Origin of the sequence: Acinetobacter schindleri CIP 107287 (genome assembly GCF_000368625.1) — a bacterium.
In the GTDB taxonomy this organism is placed as follows: domain Bacteria; phylum Pseudomonadota; class Gammaproteobacteria; order Pseudomonadales; family Moraxellaceae; genus Acinetobacter; species Acinetobacter schindleri.
Genome location: NZ_KB849575.1, coordinates 737,393 through 754,804 on the forward strand (window position 1 = coordinate 737,393; position 17,412 = coordinate 754,804).

Annotated in this window: 19 protein-coding genes; 17 read left to right on the forward strand and 2 right to left on the reverse strand. The window is 43.4% G+C overall.

The window, feature by feature from the left end:
• Nucleotides 1-68: 68 nt before the first annotated feature.
• A complete protein-coding gene (locus tag F955_RS06700) occupies nt 69-1,373 on the reverse strand; it encodes a peptidylprolyl isomerase (protein ID WP_004892764.1) in 1,305 nt (434 codons plus the stop codon).
• Nucleotides 1,373-3,832 carry an LPS-assembly protein LptD gene (locus tag F955_RS06705; protein ID WP_017401430.1) on the reverse strand — a complete coding sequence of 820 codons (2,460 nt, stop codon included), beginning with the start codon at nt 3,830-3,832 and terminating at the stop codon, nt 1,373-1,375. Before F955_RS06705 ends, F955_RS06700 begins: the two co-directional genes overlap by 1 nt.
• Before the next feature lie 121 nt (nt 3,833-3,953).
• On the opposite strand from F955_RS06705, the gene F955_RS06710 reads away from it, so the two are divergent.
• From F955_RS06710 to F955_RS06790, 17 genes are all read left to right on the forward strand, one after another.
• A complete protein-coding gene (locus tag F955_RS06710; RefSeq protein ID WP_004892769.1) occupies nt 3,954-4,967 on the forward strand; it encodes an aminoglycoside phosphotransferase family protein in 1,014 nt (337 codons plus the stop codon).
• Entirely contained in the window at nt 4,968-5,657 is a 690-nt protein-coding gene (murU, locus tag F955_RS06715; protein WP_004892771.1) for an N-acetylmuramate alpha-1-phosphate uridylyltransferase MurU, read from the forward strand.
• Nucleotides 5,658-5,742: 85 nt separating this feature from the next.
• Nucleotides 5,743-6,375, forward strand: coding sequence for a 16S rRNA (guanine(527)-N(7))-methyltransferase RsmG (rsmG, locus tag F955_RS06720; RefSeq protein WP_004892773.1), 633 nt, complete (start codon nt 5,743-5,745; stop codon nt 6,373-6,375).
• Nucleotides 6,376-6,400: 25 nt separating this feature from the next.
• Nucleotides 6,401-7,183, forward strand: a complete 783-nt coding sequence (locus F955_RS06725; protein WP_004815561.1) for a ParA family protein — start codon at nt 6,401-6,403, stop codon at nt 7,181-7,183.
• Nucleotides 7,180-8,067 carry a ParB/RepB/Spo0J family partition protein gene (locus F955_RS06730; protein ID WP_004815563.1) on the forward strand — a complete coding sequence of 296 codons (888 nt, stop codon included), beginning with the start codon at nt 7,180-7,182 and terminating at the stop codon, nt 8,065-8,067. The genes F955_RS06725 and F955_RS06730 overlap by 4 nt, the downstream gene beginning before the upstream one ends.
• A 29-nt stretch (nt 8,068-8,096) precedes the next feature.
• Nucleotides 8,097-8,735 (forward strand): MotA/TolQ/ExbB proton channel family protein, encoded by a 639-nt coding sequence (locus F955_RS06735; protein WP_004892777.1) that lies wholly within the window; start codon nt 8,097-8,099, stop codon nt 8,733-8,735.
• An 8-nt stretch (nt 8,736-8,743) separates the two neighbouring features.
• On the forward strand, nt 8,744-9,166 hold the full coding sequence (locus F955_RS06740; RefSeq protein ID WP_004815566.1) for an ExbD/TolR family protein: 423 nt from the start codon (nt 8,744-8,746) through the stop codon (nt 9,164-9,166).
• Nucleotides 9,166-10,893 (forward strand): lipid A export permease/ATP-binding protein MsbA, encoded by a 1,728-nt coding sequence (msbA, locus tag F955_RS06745; protein ID WP_004815568.1) that lies wholly within the window; start codon nt 9,166-9,168, stop codon nt 10,891-10,893. The genes F955_RS06740 and msbA overlap by 1 nt, the downstream gene beginning before the upstream one ends.
• A 2-nt stretch (nt 10,894-10,895) precedes the next feature.
• A complete protein-coding gene (gene lpxK / locus F955_RS06750; protein WP_004892780.1) occupies nt 10,896-11,900 on the forward strand; it encodes a tetraacyldisaccharide 4'-kinase in 1,005 nt (334 codons plus the stop codon).
• Between the two features lie 12 nt (nt 11,901-11,912).
• Nucleotides 11,913-12,674 (forward strand): 3-deoxy-manno-octulosonate cytidylyltransferase, encoded by a 762-nt coding sequence (gene kdsB, locus F955_RS06755; RefSeq protein ID WP_004892784.1) that lies wholly within the window; start codon nt 11,913-11,915, stop codon nt 12,672-12,674.
• A 14-nt stretch (nt 12,675-12,688) separates the two neighbouring features.
• A complete protein-coding gene (locus tag F955_RS06760) occupies nt 12,689-13,672 on the forward strand; it encodes a hypothetical protein (RefSeq protein WP_004892786.1) in 984 nt (327 codons plus the stop codon).
• A 17-nt stretch (nt 13,673-13,689) separates the two neighbouring features.
• Nucleotides 13,690-14,031, forward strand: coding sequence for a PilZ domain-containing protein (locus F955_RS06765; RefSeq protein WP_004892789.1), 342 nt, complete (start codon nt 13,690-13,692; stop codon nt 14,029-14,031).
• Nucleotides 14,032-14,058: 27 nt separating this feature from the next.
• Nucleotides 14,059-14,832, forward strand: coding sequence for a TatD family hydrolase (locus F955_RS06770; protein ID WP_004892792.1), 774 nt, complete (start codon nt 14,059-14,061; stop codon nt 14,830-14,832).
• A 40-nt stretch (nt 14,833-14,872) separates the two neighbouring features.
• A complete protein-coding gene (locus F955_RS06775) occupies nt 14,873-15,487 on the forward strand; it encodes a TetR/AcrR family transcriptional regulator (protein ID WP_004892793.1) in 615 nt (204 codons plus the stop codon).
• A gap of 9 nt (nt 15,488-15,496) precedes the next feature.
• Nucleotides 15,497-16,054, forward strand: a complete 558-nt coding sequence (locus tag F955_RS06780) for a type II secretion system protein (RefSeq protein WP_004892797.1) — start codon at nt 15,497-15,499, stop codon at nt 16,052-16,054.
• Entirely contained in the window at nt 16,044-16,772 is a 729-nt protein-coding gene (gene gspI, locus F955_RS06785; protein ID WP_307188363.1) for a type II secretion system minor pseudopilin GspI, read from the forward strand. The genes F955_RS06780 and gspI overlap by 11 nt, the downstream gene beginning before the upstream one ends.
• On the forward strand, nt 16,769-17,404 hold the full coding sequence (locus F955_RS06790; RefSeq protein WP_004815587.1) for a type II secretion system protein GspJ: 636 nt from the start codon (nt 16,769-16,771) through the stop codon (nt 17,402-17,404). The genes gspI and F955_RS06790 overlap by 4 nt, the downstream gene beginning before the upstream one ends.
• Nucleotides 17,405-17,412: the final 8 nt, after the last annotated feature.

The window sequence follows — 17,412 nt, forward strand, 5'->3', positions numbered from 1 at the left end:
TATGGTAATAGTCTTATATAGATAATAAAAAACCGGCCAAAAGCCGGTTTTTTTAAAGATGCTGAATATTAATTCTTTTTACGGTCCAGTTGTGGATCTTTAATCTCAACAAAGGCATTACTGCGGGTCTCACGTAACCAGCTATCCAGTTCTGTATCAAACTGACGTTCGCCTAAAAGCTGACGTGCCATACGTTCCTGGTATTCTGAAGTCATATCCTGTTGGCGCGTATCTGTCACCTGTAGAATATGCCAGCCAAACTGAGACTGGAACGGTTCACTGATTTGGCCCACAGGTGTTTTTTTCATACGTTCTTCAAATTCTGGGACCATCACACCTGGATTCACCCAGCCTAGACTACCACTGTCACGTGCTGAACCAGGATCATTGGAGAAGGTAGCCGCCAGTACGGCAAAGTCTTCACCATTTTTTAGGCGGGTATACAGACTGTCAATCATCTGTTTGGCATTTTCAGGACTCACTACTTCCGAAGGCTGAATCAGAATATGACGCGTTTGATATTGTTGTACGAGTGCACGCTTTTCACCCGCTTTACGATCAATTAGCTTAAGGATGTGAGCACCATCGCGGGCTTCAATCAGTTCAGAAGTTTGACCAGGCTGAAGGCTGGTTACACGTGATGCGAGCTCATCTGGAATATCTGAAATATTACGGAAGCCCATGTCAGCAGCTTCAACTTTGACACCATTTTTGGAGTATTTCTTCTCAATTGCTTTCAGGTCGGTAGAGCTTTCTAACTCTTTCTTTACCTCTGCTGCAACTTGAGCTGTATTGTCACCAGAAACACGGACATGTTGTACATGAACCTGACTACCGAGTAATGCCTGACCTTGCGGGGTTTTCAGGAAGTTTTCCACATCCTGATCGCTGATTTTGATACGGGAAGTCACAATCTGTTGACGTAAACGGTTAATCGCAAGGTCTTCTGCGATACGGTTACGTAGAGCAGCATAAGTATTTGGTGCAATTGAATCCAGCTTTTGCTGGAAAGCTTCCAGGCTGGAAGAACCAGAGTCGCGTGCAACTTTTAATACTGCATCATTAAGCGCTTTTTCATCAGGACGAACATTATAACGCTTTACCTGTTCAAGTTGAGCCTGACGCAAAATCAGTTGTTCCAAAGCTTGTTGTTGCAGGATTTGTTGTGACGGCGCAGGCTTCTTTTGCTTTTCGAGTTGATGAGAAATCTCTGCAATGCTTTGATCTAGGTCACTGCGAAGAATCACGCTATTGTCGACAACAGCTACAACTTCATCCTTGGTCTGTGCAACAGCAAAAGTAGGTATTGCTGCAGAAAGGCATAGCGCAAGTGTGGTTGCTTTAAAAAAATGTTTTAACTGTTTTGTCTTCATTAACGTTCTGTCCAAGTCTGATTGATATTATTAAAGCCCAGAATACGGTTTTCCAGTAGTGATGCCAATTTATTGTTGAATCCACCCAGGCCTCTCAGGCTGAGTTCTGCCATGATCATGCGTTTTGGTTTAACACCCGCTTCATTGATGTCATCCAGATCATTGTAATATGAGCGGCCATAGACGGAAACACCCCAACAGCATGACTCATAGTTCACGCCAAGTAAATATTCACGTGCAACGTTGTTTTCCAGATCGTATTGAGCATGACCAATCAGACGCCAGTTATTGAAAACAGGCTGAATGAATGAACCAACCACCTGATCGTAGCTTTTTTGACGGTCAGTAATTTCTTTGCGATAGAAATAGCCTACATTGTAGAGGTTACCTTGTTCACCAGTGTAATAGGCTTGCACATCGCGTTGTGCATTCTGCCCATTCGACATCCATGCTGAGTTAAAGTTGACATGGAAATTATTGAAAAGCTGGCTGGATAGTTGAATTACAGGGCCAGTATGCGTTTCACGGTCATATTCATCAATATCCCGTTCTAAAGTCACGCGACGGTCTTCGAAGAAGAAACTTTGGCCTATACTGGCACGCAGGCGTTCTAAACCAACATCATTGAACAGGCTGTAGCTTAAGCCTACGGATGCAAAGTTATTGTCTTCTAAACGGTCATGACCATAGAAACGACGTGGGCTGAATAGCTGATCATAGCTGATCGAAGCATTCACTGAGTCAAAATTTGGCTGACCTTCTTGATTCTCGTAAGGTGCGTAAGCATAAAACAGACGAGGTGTTAGTGTCTGTAAATAGCGACCTTCTTTTTCAAAAATCAAACCAGCATCGAGAGTGAATTCTGGTACCACAATAGATTTATCTTCACTTGAAGAATTAGTTTGGTTCTGGTCTAAAAGATCAATTGTGTCCTTGTCATAGAAGGTATTAATGTTGCGCAAAGACAATTGAGGAAGCAGGAATAAACCAGGTGTTCGATGATTATAGCGAACTGCCAGATCGTTATAGATACGTGTACCACTCGGTTCGTAGCTGCCTGTAGCTGGATTTATATTATTAACATCTTTTTTGAAATAGGCAGTATCGTGATTGGCTTCGAATTGCCAGCCGAGTGGGTTACCCGTTTTATAGTTGACCAGGAATTGTGGCAAACGCGCATAAGGACGGTCTTCATCTGCAACTTCTGGGTCTAGGGTCTGGAAATCTTCTACTTTTAACTGTGCTTTTAAGCCAGGAATACCATTTTTATAGTTAATTTCCCAGGCACGACGTAAATTCAGATCAGTTTTAGAATTTGGGTTGTTATTTAGATCTGAGAAGAAATCTTTATCTGATGCATAGTTATATTCAAGATTGGTTGAGAACTGCTCGTTAATCTGCCAGTCATGACGGAAATGCAGGTCTTTACGGTCTTGATCATCATAGCTACGATCTGAAGGTAAAATACCCCCCCAGATTTGACCATAGCCAAAGTTCTCGGTCAAATAACGGAACTGTCCATCCAGCATTGCACCACGGTCAGCGATATAACGTGGTGTAATGGTAGCATCGTAATTTGGTGCTAGATTTAAATATACTGGAACGCCCAGTTCTAAACCACCATCATTGGTAAAACCAAAACTAGGGGTCAGAATCCCGGTGGTGCGACGATCATCAATCGGGAAGTTAAAATAAGGTACTGCAAGAACAGGCACATCTTTAACGTATATTTTGGTATTACGAGTTTCACCACGACCTGTTTCCTGATTCAGCTTGATGCGATCCGCCTTAATTTTCCAGGTTGGCTTTTGTTCAGGTGGGCAGGTGGTATAGGTCGCATTTTCCAGTTCAACTGTTTCAGTGGAAGTTCTGGCGATCTTTTCTGCACGCCCATGCGCATGTTGTTCTTCTGCAATATAAAAGCTGTTATTTAAGTCGCCTTGTTGGGTTTTTAGGTTGTAATTAATGTCATCACTTTGTGAGAGCAGACCTGCTTGTGCTAGCTGTACTCGACCTTGAGCTTTGGCGTAGGTCTGGGTCTGGTCAATAGTCACTTGATCTGCACGAATCTGACGACCTTGCTGATCAATGATGACATTGCCTTCTAAGTAGGAATCGCCATTCGGATTATAGTGGCCATAGTCAGCAGTAACAGTAGAGGTTGCTTGATCTGGAGCAACTGCTTCAACTTCAGGTGAAACTGGAGTAATCCAGGTGCCTTGACAATAAGCAGAACTTAAATACTGCCCCTGTCGTTGTTGTGCTTCAGGCGTGGATTTGTCAACATAATATTGAGAGAAAAATGCTTCACCAGGATAGGTTTCCTGTAAGCTTTGTTTAAGCTGCTGATTGTTGCTATTGGATGAGTCATTTTCTGCAGCATAGCTTGAAATTGAGCTACCACATAACAAAGTTAAGATCGCAGTCGCTAAAGGATTATATTTAAACTGATGCTTCATTTGTCTCATTAACCAATCATGCTTTTATCGCAATTAATTATTGTCGCATCATAGAGAAAAAGTTGATAAGTAGCTACACTTAGCACTTTAAAAACTCAGCCTGTACTAGAATTTATTGCAAATGAATACTCAACGCGAACAATTGATACAATCTTGGATTGCTTCTGTACTCGGTTCAGATCAATTTGAAACTCATTTTTTAGCAGGCGATGCCAGTTTTCGTCGTTATGCACGAATCAAACTGAATAATAAAACATTTATGCTAATGGATGCACCACCAGAAAAAGAAGATTGTGTGCCTTTTGTGACGATAGATGAATTTCTTGATGCGAATGGTGTTCGCGTGCCGCACATTGTGGCGAAGGATCTGGAAAATGGTCTATTACTGCTCGAAGATTTCGGCAATGTAATGCTGTCTGATCTGCTCAATAACGACACTGTCGATGCTTATTATGAGCAGAGTTTTAAACAGTTAGTTCAGTTACAGTCTATTCAAGGCCAAGGTCATTTCCCTGAGTATTCTTATGAGAAACTGATCTCGGAAATGGAATTGTTAACTGACTGGATGTTACCGGCTTTAAAAGTCATTCCGACCGCAGCGGAAAGTGCGCTGATTAAGCGTACCTTTGCCATTCTGGCGAATGCAGCATTAGCCCAACCTCAAGTGATTGTGCACCGTGATTTCCATAGCCGTAACCTGATGCAGATAGCGGGTGAAACAGATCTGGGCGTGATCGATTTTCAGGATGCCGTGATTGGTGCGGATACCTATGATCTAATCTCGATTACCCGCGATGCCTATGTGCAGTGGAATGCTGACCGTGTCTATCGCTGGTTTGAAACTTTCTACAATTTATTGCCGGCTTCTGCCAAAGAGGGTCGTGATTTTGGACAGTTCAAGAAAGATGCCGATATGATGGCAATTCAACGCCATATCAAGATCCTGGGTATTTTTGTGCGCCTGTTTGAGCGTGATGGTAAATCGGGATATTTGAAAGATTTGCCGCGTGTGATGTGGTATCTGCTGGAAGAAAGTAAACCTTATGCAGAATTGCAGCCATTTATGCAATTTCTCAATGAGCGCGTATTGCCAGCCTTTGAAGAAAAATATGGTTCATATGAGGTGGCTGCATAAATGAAAGCGATGATTCTGGCTGCAGGCCTAGGTAATCGCATGCGCCCTTTAACGCTGCATACACCAAAGCCACTCTTGGAAGTAGGTGACAAGCCTCTGATCGTCTGGCATATCGAAAAGCTGGCGGCGATCGGTGTCAATGAAATTGTCATCAATACTGCATGGCTCGGTGAAAAACTTGTGGAAGCTTTGGGTGATGGTTCGCAGTTTGGTGTCAAGATTTTATGGTCACATGAAGGTGAGGGACTGGAAACTGCTGGTGGTATTATCAACGCTTTGCCTTTATTGGGGGATCAGCCTTTTATTCTGGTGAATGGTGATGTCTGGACCACCATGGATTTTGCGCCATTATTGACAGTGGAGCTGGGTGAAAACCTGGCACATCTGGTGTTGGTGCAAAATCCACCTCAGCACCCACAAGGGGATTTTAGCCTGGCTGAAGGTAAAGCTTATACCTTTGATCAGAATGTTCAGGGTGAAAATCTGACCTTTAGTGGTGTCTCTTTGATTGATCCAAAAATGTTTGTAGGTCTGGAAGCAGGTAAGCGCCCACTGGCGCCATTACTTAAAGAGGCGATGCTGGCAAATCAGGTTGCTGCATCAAAGCTGATGGGTAATTGGGTTGATGTAGGGACGCCAGAGCGTTTAGCTGCACTAGATGCTGAAATTCGTGAAGGGAAATATGCTTAAGTGAATATTCACTAAGCACTCCCTACTGTGCCAATATAGAGAAAGCGGTATACTTTCTTCTAATTTTTTCGAGCGTTAATTGTTTATGCATACGTTTTTTCAGGAATTAAAGCAGGGTAGCCAGGCTTTAGGTTTAGCATTGAGTGATGAAACTTTAAATTTATTACTCAAGTACCAGGACGCTTTGGTGCTGTGGAATAAGGCATACAATCTGACTGCCATTCGTGACCCGAAAGAAATGCTGGTCAAGCATCTGCTAGATAGCTTAAGCATTTTAAAGGATCTACCATCAGGCCGTCTGCTCGATATTGGTACCGGCGGCGGGATGCCAGGCATGATCATTGCATTATGTCAGCCGGAACGTAACTGCGTACTATTAGATTCAAATGGCAAGAAAATCCGTTTCCTGAAGCAATTTATTGCTGACCTGAAATTGCAAAATGTGATTGCGGTGCAAACACGCGTTGAAAATGAAGACAGTATTAATGAACTCGGTCAATTTGATGTGATTACCAGTCGTGCCTTTGCATCATTGACCGATTTTGTAGATGCATCAAAACCTTATATGCATGAGCAAAGTATTATTGCTTCCATGAAAGGTCTGATTCCACAAGATGAAGTTAGTGCTTTAAAAGATGAATTCAGTTGTGAGATTATTGAACTAAAAGTTCCGCGTTTAGACGAACAACGTCATTTACTTTTATTAAAACGTATTTAAGATTTTCAAAGGAATTGGGGTCAACATGGCACAAATTATTGCGATTGCAAACCAGAAGGGTGGCGTTGGCAAAACCACAACCGCAGTAAATTTGGCGGCATCTCTCGCAGTATTAAAAAAACGTGTGCTGCTTGTGGATATGGATTCACAAGGTAATGCTACGATGGGCTCGGGCATACAGAAAAATGATTTACTTTATTCAGTAACAGATGTGTTGCTTGGTGAAGTGCCGATTGAAACGGCAATTACCAAGGCGGAAGTTGGATATAAAGTATTAGGTGCTAACCGTGATCTGGCTGGCGTAGAGCTGGCAATTGCCGAACAGGAAGGCCGTGAATTTATTCTGCGTGATGCCCTGCAGGAAATTGAAAAATCATTTGATTATATTATTGTAGATTGTGCACCAAGTTTAAGCCTGATTACCGTGAACGCCTTAGCTGCCGTCGATGGCGTGATTATTCCAATGCAATGTGAGTATTATGCATTAGAAGGATTGGCTGACTTGACTCAGACCATTGACCGGATTCAGCAGGCTTTAAATCCTGATCTACAAATCGTGGGTGTATTACGTACCATGTATGATGCGCGTAATGCACTGACACGTGATGTCTCTGAAGAATTACAACAATATTTTGGCAAGAAACTTTACGACACCGTGATTCCACGTAATATCCGTCTGGCTGAAGCACCAGCACATGGCTTGCCAGTGATTTATTTTGAAAAAAGTTCCAAGGGTGCAGTTGCTTACCTCAATCTGGCGGCTGAAATGTTAAAGAAAAGCAAAGTGAAAAAAGGAAGTAAAGCATGACCGTGAAGAAACGTGGACTCGCCAAAGGTCGTGGTTTGGATGCATTACTGGGGTCAATTCAAAAAGAAAAATTACAACTTGAAGCACAAGGTCTGGATCATGGCCAGCTGAAACAGATTGATGTGAATCTGCTGAAACGTGGCGAATACCAGCCACGTCGCTATATCAATGAACAGGATTTGCAGGAACTGGCTGCTTCAATTGAGAAGCATGGCATCATGCAGCCGATCGTCATCCGTCCGGTAGATGATGAACGCCATCCTTATGAAATTATTGCGGGTGAGCGTCGCTGGCGTGCAGCACAATTGGCAGGCCTTACAGAAGTTCCTGCGATTGTGCGTGATCTGAATGATCAGGTGGCAATTGCGCTGGCTTTGATTGAAAATATCCAGCGTCAAGACCTGAATCCAATTGATCAGGCGATGGCGCTGCAACGTTTCCATGAAGAATTTGGTCTAAGCCATCAGGAGATTGCCGATACAGTAGGCAAGGCGCGTACGACAGTCAGTAATTTACTGCGTTTGCTGACCTTGGCTGAAGAGGTCAAAGACTTTATGCAGCAAGGGCTGCTTGATATGGGGCATGCGCGTGCGATCCTGACTTTGAAAGCCAAAGACCAGCTGAAAGTGGCTGAAATGGTAATTGAGAAGAGCCTGTCCGTACGCCAGACTGAGCAATTAGTGCGTGATTTCAATACCCCAAAACAGGATAAACCAAAGCCAGTCGTAGCGCCGGATATTCAACAACTGACACAACGTCTGTCAGAACGTTTTAGTGCAGAAGTAAAAATTGATTATAACAAGCAGGGCAAAGGCAAACTGGTCATTAGCTATCATTCACTGGAAGAGCTAGACGGTATTCTTTCGATCCTGGATGACGAATAAAACTTGATTCTTGATTGGGGATAAATCAGATGTGGGAATTGGTAAAAGCAGGTGGGTGGCTGATGCTACCCCTCGTATTATGTTCGATTTTCATGGTGGCCATCTCGTTAGAGCGATTTATTCGCCTGAAAAAGAGCCTGATATTACCTAAAGCGCTTTTGATAGGTCCCGGGCAAAATGCCAATCAGGTGATGCAAAAACTAAATGTAGATAAATCCCTGCAAGGGAGTACATTAGGCCGTGTTTTTGCAGCAGGTGCTGCCAGCCAGCAACAGACCGAGCAATATGCACGTGCCCAGATGGAAGTCGTTGCTTCGCAGGAAATTGGTTATCTGGAAAGAAATATTAATTTTTTGGGAACTTTAAGTGCAGTTGCACCTTTGCTGGGTTTGCTCGGTACAGTGATCGGAATTATTGAATCTTTTCTTATGATTGACGTGGGTACTACCAGCGACCCAGTGCTGATGATGCCGGGGATTTCCAAGGCGTTAATTACGACAGCTGCCGGGATGCTGATCGCGATCCCTGCCTTATTTGCACATCGTTATTTCCAGCGTCTGGTACAGGAATATGTGGCCGAGCTGGAGCAGCAGGCGACTTTATTTCATGCTGACCTGTTTTATTCGCATGCTTCAGAAGCGGATGAAAGTCTTCAGAAGGCGAGCTGAGGTGAGTCATGAAATTCAAACGCAATCAGGTTGAAGATGTTCATATCAACCTCACTCCGATGATTGACTGTCTGTTATTTATCTTGGTATTTCTATTGCTTTCTACGACTTTCAGTCAACTCAGCCGTATGAATTTGACCTTGCCAGACGCGCAAGGAGTTCCACCGAAAAACTTTGATCAAAAGGTTGAAGTCACTGTGGATGCAAATGGGCACTATGCAGTGAATGGGCAGTCACTGGCGAGCAAAGAAGTGGCTGATTTAAATACCGCAATTAAACAGATTTCTAACGAACGACGTGATTTAATGTTCGTGATTGCTGCTGATGCAAAAGCAGCACATCAGGATGTGATTCGCGTTATGGATGTTGCAGGGCAACTTGGCTTTGTGAACATCAACATCAGTACGAAAGTACCTACCCGAGGTTATTAGTGAAGCAAGATTTAAAAGTCTATTTACGTCTTCTCAGTTATTTAAAACAATTTTGGGGATTGGCCTTACTGGTTATCCTGGGTTTTGCCATCAATGCTGCAACAGAAGTCTCCGTTGCCAAGTTGCTGGAATATATTATTGAAGCGATTCAGACTCGTGATCAGGGTTTTACAACGATCTTCCCGTTTCTGGTGGTCTTGCTGATCTTTTTCCGCGGTGTGGGTTTGTTTTTGGGTGGCTATTTTACTGCAGTCATTTCCCGAAATCTGGTCTTTAATATTCGTCAGGAAGTCTTTGCCAAGCTGATGCGTCTGCCTTCGCAATATTTTCTGGATAATACCAGTGGGCATATTACTGCTAAAATTATGTATAACGTTGAGCAGCTGACTGCTGCCTCAAGTGATTCACTTAAAGTGATTGTGCAGCAAGGTCTGATCACAATCGCGCTGATTGGTTATCTGCTTTATACAAACTGGCGTTTAACGTTAATTATTCTGATCTTTGCACCGATCATTGGTCTGCTTATTCGCAAAGCTGCACAGCGTATGCGTAAGCTGTCCAAGCAAGTGCAGAACACCATGGGGGATGTGAACCATGTGGTACAGGAATCTGTAAATGCCAATATGGTGGTAAAAGCCTTTGGCGGTCAAACGTACGAGCAGGAACGTTTTAGAAAGCACTCTTTAGAAAACTTGCGTCGTGGCTTGAAAATGGTTGTGGTGAAAGAGCTCAACAGCCCGATCGTACAGCTCATTATGTCTATTGCGCTGAGTATTGTCATGTTCCTGGCTTTGCGCCCGGAAATTTTACGTGACACGACTGCAGGTGAATTTGTCGCTTATATTACCGTGGCAGGTATGTTGTCTAAACCGATCAAGGCACTTACTGAAGTCAATGAAAAAATTCAGCGTGGTATGGCGGCAGCTTATTCAGTGTTTGAATTACTGGATATGCCGGAAGAAAAAAATGCAGGTACTTTTAAAGATACTTTAAAAGGTAATATCCAGCTGAAAAATGTGAACTTGACTTATTCTGATGGGTACCAGGCATTAACCGATCTGAATCTTGATGTAAAAGCCGGACAAACAGTAGCATTGGTAGGTCGCTCAGGTGCAGGTAAAACTTCACTGGTGAACCTTTTAATGCGCTATCAGGAAGCAAGCTCCGGTCAAATCCTGTTTGATGGCAAAGATATTAAAGATTTTGAGCTGAATGCTTTGCGTACCCAGATTTCGATGGTAAACCAGCAAGTGGTGCTATTTAACCGTACCGTGCGTGAAAACATTGCTTATGGTCAGCTGGAAGATGCTGCAGAAGAAGATATTATTGCCGCGGCTAAAGCTGCTTATGCCCATGACTTTATTATGGCTTTGCCAAATGGTTATGATACTGAGCTGGGCGCACAAGGTCTGAATCTGTCTGGCGGTCAGCGCCAGCGTATTGCGATTGCGCGTGCTATTCTGAAAAATGCACCAATTTTAATTCTGGATGAAGCAACCAGTGCGCTGGATAATGAATCTGAATACTTCATTCAGCGTGCTTTTGATGCGGCAATGCAGGATCGTACCACTATCGTTATTGCTCACCGTTTATCTACGATTGAAAATGCCGACAGTATTGTCGTCATGGATCAAGGTCGCATTCTGGAGCAGGGAACCCATCAGGAATTGATCAACCGCAAGGGTGCTTATTACCAGTTGCATCAACGCAACTTCGAGGAACAATAAGTATGTCACTGGCACAGGTCATTCAGGATGCCTGGAATACACAGGCTAAATGGCTCATTATATTTCGGCCATTGTCCTGGCTGTACCAGATCGGATTTAGCTTAAATAAAGCCTTATATGATAAAGGTTTTAAAGCAAGTTATACCGCACCTGTACCTGTGATGGTGATTGGTAATATCACTGTGGGTGGGAGTGGGAAAACTCCATTACTGATTCATTTGGTTGAATATCTAGAAAAACAAAATGTCCGGGTTGGCGTGATCAGCCGGGGGTATGGAGGTAAAGGTCCATTTCCTTGCTATGTCGATACACAGGCGACCGCAGAAAATGTGGGGGATGAACCCACACTGATTGTCCAGTCGACGGGTGTACCGATGGCTGTTGGTCCTAATCGTCAGCAGAGTATAGAGCTGCTATTGTCCAAACATAATCTGGATTTGATTATTTGTGATGATGGTTTACAGCATTGGGCTTTGAATCGTCAGATTGAGTGGATCGTACTAGATAATAATCGTGGTCTGGGCAATCAGAAACTTTTACCTGAAGGTTATTTACGTGAGCCGGTTGAACGTCTAGAAACCGGTACTGTAATTGAGCATACGGCTCATCCGCAATCTGACTTGCATATGCATTTGGCTCCCTCACAGCCGTATTTACTCAATCGGGCAGGGTCGCAGACTTTTGATCCGAACTTACCTTTTTATGCCGTCGTCGGGATTGGTTTTCCACAGCGTTTCTATCAGACCTTGGAGAGCTTGGGTATTCAGCAATTCCAGTGCCATGAGTTTCCGGATCATCATGACTATGAAATTGAAGATCTGCAGTTTGAAGATAATTATCCGATCATTACCACTGAAAAAGATGCAGTAAAGATTATGGCTTTACTCAAACAGAATCCGGAATTTAATCGTGATATCTGGGTGGTGCCTGTTGAGGCAATATTATCGCCGGCCTGTTATGCGACCTTGCAGCAACAACTTGGTGAATACGGTATTTCTATTTCTTAAGGTTTATTCATTATGAAACACATTGTTATTCCTGCACGCTTTGCCAGCTCACGTCTGCCGGGTAAACCTTTATTAGAGATTCATGGTCGTCCAATGATTCTGCGTGTGGTTGATCAGGCGCGTAAAGTAGAAGGTTTTGATGATCTATGTGTGGCGACGGATGATGAACATATTGCAGCAGTATGTCGTGCTGAAGGTGTGGATGTTGTCATTACTTCACCTGATCATCCATCGGGAACCGACCGCCTAAGTGAAGTAGCAAAAATTAAAGGTTGGGCAAGTGATGATATTATCGTTAATGTCCAAGGCGATGAACCGTTATTACCTGCGCAACTGGTTCAGCAGGTGGCTCAGCTACTGGTCGATCAGCCAGAATCGTCTATGTCGACACTTTGTGAGCCGATTCATCAGCTTGAAGAATTTCAGCGTGACAGTATCGTAAAAGTGGTGATATCAAAGCACAATCAGGCGCTGTATTTTAGCCGTGCAACGATTCCTTATGACCGTGATGGAGCAAAACAAGCTGAGCAGAAACTGCATGATCAAGCCTATCGCCATTTGGGGCTGTATGCTTATCGGGTGAAGTTGCTTCAGGAATATGTAACTTGGGAAATGGGCGTTCTGGAAAAGCTGGAATCTTTAGAACAGTTGCGTGTGCTGGAAAATGGTCACCGTATTGCCATCTCTGTTGCTGAAGTGAGTTTGCCCCCTGGTGTAGATACCCAGCAAGATCTGGATCGTCTGAACCAGCTTGATCCATCTGTATTCGCCTAATTTGAGAATTTAGCATGCCGCTTGATGCCACCGCACAAATCTATCCTTGGCAACAACAAGTCTGGGATACGCTTACTGGGCGTTTTCCCCGGCTTGGGCATGGACTACTGTTTTATGGCAAAAAGGGCTGTGGTAAGGAAGCTTTTACCCAGCAATTTCTGGCATGGGTACTATGTCAAAATCGTCATGTGCGCAATTTGCCATGTGGTGAATGTGGCAGTTGTCAGTGGCTTAAAGCAGATACTCATCCCAATTATGTTTATATCAGTACCGATGAAGAAAACAAAAAACAGAATGCCAAAATCAAGATTGAAAAGATCCGGGATTTATTGCCATTTGTGCAGCAAACTGTTGATGGTTGGCGTGTTATTGTCATAGAGCCTGCTGAAGCACTGAATATTGCCTCTTCCAATGCTTTGCTGAAAACCCTGGAAGAGCCAGGTGAAAATATTGTCATTATTCTGCTGGCTGATCATTACTTAAAATTACCCGCGACAATTCGCAGCCGTTTACAGCATTTTGCTTTGGATCGCATTACATCAGATCAGGCCACAAATTATTTAAATGAATATTTACCAGATGCAGGATCTTCCCAACAGCAATTATTAATGAATCTGGCCAATCAGATGCCGTTACAGGCGATTGAAGTGGCTCAGAGTGCCTGGATGCCGATGCGTCAGGATTTTTTGCAAGACTGGAAAAAACTGGTCATAGAAAAAAATATGCCGATCGCAATTGCGACGCGATGGAACAAAAGCCTAAGTTTTAATGATTTTGGGCAGATGTTTGAATACTTGTTGTCGGATTTGATTTGTGTCAAGCTAAATCAGGCCATTAAAAACATCGATTTGGAATTTGAGGTATTGGCTGAATATTATTCATTAGAACAGCTTTTTGATATTTACGGGGAATTTCAGCAGTCCAAACAGTATCTGGAACAGAATGTACAAAGCAATCTGGTTCTGGACCAACTCTGTATTCGACTGATGAATCTTTAACGAAGAAGGAGAAGAATATGCAATCACGTATGGGGGGTATTATTCAGGCGAATATTCCTGATATTGAAACTCTATTTGCCAGTTATATGCCATTTGTTGCAGGCGGTGGTCTTTTTATTCCTTCCAATCAGACAGTAAAGCTCGGAGATGAGGTTTTCGTCCTGACGACTTTACCTGAACAATCACAAAAAATTCCTTTAACCGGTAAAGTCATCTGGGTATCACAAAAACAAAATGGCATTAAACCACAAGGTTTTGGTATCCAGTTAAGCGGTGATAAAGGCGTTTTCTTTAAAAATGAGGCCGAACGACTGATTACGGGGCTTAAATCTGCAGGGCGTAGAAGCTACACTATGTAGATTCTCCCTGCTGAAAAGGACTACACCGTGTTTGTAGATACGCATTGTCATTTAACTTTACTCGACCTAACGCCTTACAGCGGTGATCTGGATCTAGCATTGGCACAGGCACGTGAAGCAGGTGTTTCCAAGTTTATGAGTATTTCGGTAGATCTTGATGATCATATCGAACTGGCCAAGATTGCGGCACGACATGCTGATGTAGGCTACACCGTGGGTGTGCATCCTTGTGAAGATGCTGCAACCATGGCGCGCGCAACTACGGATTATCTGGTTGAGCTGGCACAACCAGAAAAAGTTTGGGCTTTAGGTGAAACAGGTCTGGATTATTTCCATAGCACTGATTTTATCCAGGAACAGAAAGAATGTTTTGCACGCCACATCCATGCTTCACAAGTCGTGAAAAAACCGGTGGTGGTCCACACCCGTTCAGCCAAGCATGACACAGTAGATATCATTCGCGCTGAAAAATCTACACATGGCATCTTGCACTGTTTTACCGAAGACTGGGAAACAGCCAAAGCAGTTCTTGACTGTGGTTATTATGTCTCTTTCTCAGGCATTGTTTCTTTCAAAAATGCGCAGGATTTACGTGATGTGGCGAAACAGGTTCCACTGGATCGCGTGTTGATAGAGACAGATAGTCCTTATCTGGCACCCGTGCCTTATCGGGGTAAATCAAATGAACCGAAATACGTTCCATTTGTAGCCAAAGCCTTATGTGATGTATATGATAAGAGCTTGGAAGAAATGGCTGCAATCACAATGCAGAATTTTGAAAATCTTCTAAGTTTTAAGTAATACGAATTAAATAAGAGCAGAAGAGAGTTATAGGGTGAAGATGGATCGTCAGGCTCAGTTTCGAGCAAGAGAAACCTTGATTTTTCAAGTGGCAGAACAGCTGCTACTTGAAAATGGTGAAGCCGGTATGACGCTAGATGCGTTGGCTGCAGAACTGGATTTGGCTAAAGGCACACTCTATAAACATTTCCAAAGCAAAGATGAGCTGTACATGCTGCTCATTATCCGTAATGAACGTATGCTGCTGGAAATGATCCAGGATGCGGAAAAGGCTTTTCCAGAACATTTGGCTTTCTTCATGTTGCATCATCTGCATCATCCGGAGCGTACGGTACTGTTTCATCAGATTGAGGAGCGCTTATCGACGACTGGGGTGGGTATTCAGCAATTATTTACTGAGCTTTACCAGATCCGGAAACAGCGTTTACGTCTGATTATTCGCATGACAGAAAGCTATCTGGAATCAATTCAAAGCAGTATGCCAGTACGTGATTATCTTGCTTCGATCTGGTCGCTAACTCATGGTGCAGCTGCAATCCTGAACTCCAGTTTCTATCAGCGTTACCTTGGTTCTCGTGATACTTTACGTGTGGCCTATATCGACCAGGCTCTGGCTTTACCCAAAAAAATTAATTCGGTTGAGCAGTTTGCTTAAAGGCATTCCATGAAAATCCAGTCTCTATCATCAAATCGTGGTTTTACACTCATTGAATTGATGGTGGTGATTGTCATTATGGGAATTCTAGCATCTCTGGTGATGCTGAATATAGGTGGGGTAGATCAGCGTAAAGCGATGCAGGCACGTGAAGTGTTTATGCTGGATTTACAACGTATTTTACGTGAAGCGAATGATCAGGCTCGGGTGCTCGCCTTGCAGACCCAGCCGGCAACGGATGTCAGCCCATTTCAATACACTGTGGTGGAATATCAAAAAAATTCTGCCAATACTGATTTTAGCTTAAGTAGCACATCACAGAAATGGATTCACTATACTGAATTTAAGACCCAAGCTTTGCCAGATAAAGTATCTTTGCAGGTTCAGCCCTTGGACCAGCGTTATGAAAATGCACAAAACCGGGATTTGACTATGCAGGATGCGCCAAAATTGATTTGGCTCGGCAATGGGGAAGTGAAGCCGGTACGGATTCAGTTTTATCTTGATAATAATGAAGTCGGTTCTGCGATTGAAATCGACCACTTGGGTAAAATCAATGAAATTTAAATATTTCAAGCAGAGTGCTGGAGCTGATGCAATCAAGTCATTTAAGGCGAGTGCTGATCAATTTCATTATGTGTACCTCGAGCATAGCTCTTTATCTTACACAGCGGTGAAGCAGCATTACACTCATCGCAGTTCCTCAAGCACAGCTTTCGGACTTTCTTGTGCGACAATGCCGCTCAAGTCGAGTATTGCTCGATTTAATCGTATGCACTCCGAACAGAGTTCGTCATCTTGCGCTCGAACGAAACGTTGTTTTGTTTATCGCTGCTCCTCAAGCATAGCTTTCGGACTTTCTTGCGCGACGATGCCACTCAGGTCGAGTGTTACTCGACTTAATCGTGCCTCAGGTTTTACTTTGCTGGAAGTCATGGTCGCACTGGCAATCTTTGCTACCGCAGCCATGGCACTGACTAAAGTGGCAATGCAATATACCCAGTCGACTTCCCATGCCATCTTACGCACCAAAGCTCAGTTTGTTGCTTTAAATGAAGCAGCACAAATGGAAGTCAATCAGGAATGGCTAACAGGAACTTCATCCCGGCAGATTACCCAGCAGGGTGAGTCCTGGCAGATTGATAAGAAATCTGAACCAACTATTAGCCCAAATGTACAGCGTGTTGATATTCAGGTCGGTATTGTCGATGCTGATACTGGGCAACTGGAATCTGGTGTCAGTAGTCTGGTGTTTTTTAATCATCGGGTGAATCAGACACAATGAAAAAAAATGGATTTACCCTGGTTGAGCTGCTGGTTGCGATTGCGATCTTTGCTGTATTGTCTGCATTGGGATGGCAGGTCTTTGATCATATTCGGGTCACGCGCGATCAAAATACCCTTCATGAACAAAAGCTAAATCAATTACAGCAGGGCTATCAGCAGATTCTGCGTGATATGGTGCAAACAGTACCCTTAACCGCAAATGTAAATGGTGATATTCAGCCAGCTTTAGTATTGCAAGATGGTCGTTTTAATTTTAGTAAGACTGGTGTTACGGATCCGCTGGAACAAGGCATCGCGCCGGATGAGCGGGTGGAATATCAATATCGGGCGGATGAGCAAAAAGTCTATCGGCTTAAATTCAGGAACCTGAACCAGACCGGACGCGATCAACCGGAATCGAGCATATTGCTGAGCGATGTAGAACAGTTTCAAATTACTGCACTGAATCCAAATGAAATCACACAATGGCCGGAAAGTGGACTGGATTTAAATCGTACTGAAAACAAGCAGCTTTTACCGAAAGGCATCAAGATCAATCTGATTGTACAGGGTGTGCAATATGAATGGTTATTCAGTCTGCTGAACACAGATTATCTGTCAAATAATACCAATAATATAGGCAGCTCATAGGATCAAAG

Excerpts from the sequence above, each read along its gene's own strand:
- F955_RS06790 (WP_004815587.1), top strand. The coding sequence starts at position 16,769 with ATGAAAAAAAATGGATTTACCCTGGTTGAGCTGCTGGTTGCGATTGCG.
- kdsB (WP_004892784.1), top strand. The coding sequence starts at position 11,913 with ATGAAACACATTGTTATTCCTGCACGCTTTGCCAGCTCACGTCTGCCG.
- F955_RS06780 (WP_004892797.1), top strand. The coding sequence starts at position 15,497 with ATGAAAATCCAGTCTCTATCATCAAATCGTGGTTTTACACTCATTGAA.
- rsmG (WP_004892773.1), top strand. The coding sequence starts at position 5,743 with ATGCATACGTTTTTTCAGGAATTAAAGCAGGGTAGCCAGGCTTTAGGT.
- F955_RS06705 (WP_017401430.1), bottom strand. The coding sequence starts at position 3,832 with ATGAAGCATCAGTTTAAATATAATCCTTTAGCGACTGCGATCTTAACT.
- F955_RS06765 (WP_004892789.1), top strand. The coding sequence starts at position 13,690 with ATGCAATCACGTATGGGGGGTATTATTCAGGCGAATATTCCTGATATT.
- F955_RS06700 (WP_004892764.1), bottom strand. The coding sequence starts at position 1,373 with ATGAAGACAAAACAGTTAAAACATTTTTTTAAAGCAACCACACTTGCG.
- F955_RS06725 (WP_004815561.1), top strand. The coding sequence starts at position 6,401 with ATGGCACAAATTATTGCGATTGCAAACCAGAAGGGTGGCGTTGGCAAA.
- F955_RS06775 (WP_004892793.1), top strand. The coding sequence starts at position 14,873 with ATGGATCGTCAGGCTCAGTTTCGAGCAAGAGAAACCTTGATTTTTCAA.
- F955_RS06740 (WP_004815566.1), top strand. The coding sequence starts at position 8,744 with ATGAAATTCAAACGCAATCAGGTTGAAGATGTTCATATCAACCTCACT.
- gspI (WP_307188363.1), top strand. The coding sequence starts at position 16,044 with ATGAAATTTAAATATTTCAAGCAGAGTGCTGGAGCTGATGCAATCAAG.
- lpxK (WP_004892780.1), top strand. The coding sequence starts at position 10,896 with ATGTCACTGGCACAGGTCATTCAGGATGCCTGGAATACACAGGCTAAA.
- F955_RS06730 (WP_004815563.1), top strand. The coding sequence starts at position 7,180 with ATGACCGTGAAGAAACGTGGACTCGCCAAAGGTCGTGGTTTGGATGCA.
- F955_RS06760 (WP_004892786.1), top strand. The coding sequence starts at position 12,689 with ATGCCGCTTGATGCCACCGCACAAATCTATCCTTGGCAACAACAAGTC.
- F955_RS06710 (WP_004892769.1), top strand. The coding sequence starts at position 3,954 with ATGAATACTCAACGCGAACAATTGATACAATCTTGGATTGCTTCTGTA.
- murU (WP_004892771.1), top strand. The coding sequence starts at position 4,968 with ATGAAAGCGATGATTCTGGCTGCAGGCCTAGGTAATCGCATGCGCCCT.
- F955_RS06735 (WP_004892777.1), top strand. The coding sequence starts at position 8,097 with ATGTGGGAATTGGTAAAAGCAGGTGGGTGGCTGATGCTACCCCTCGTA.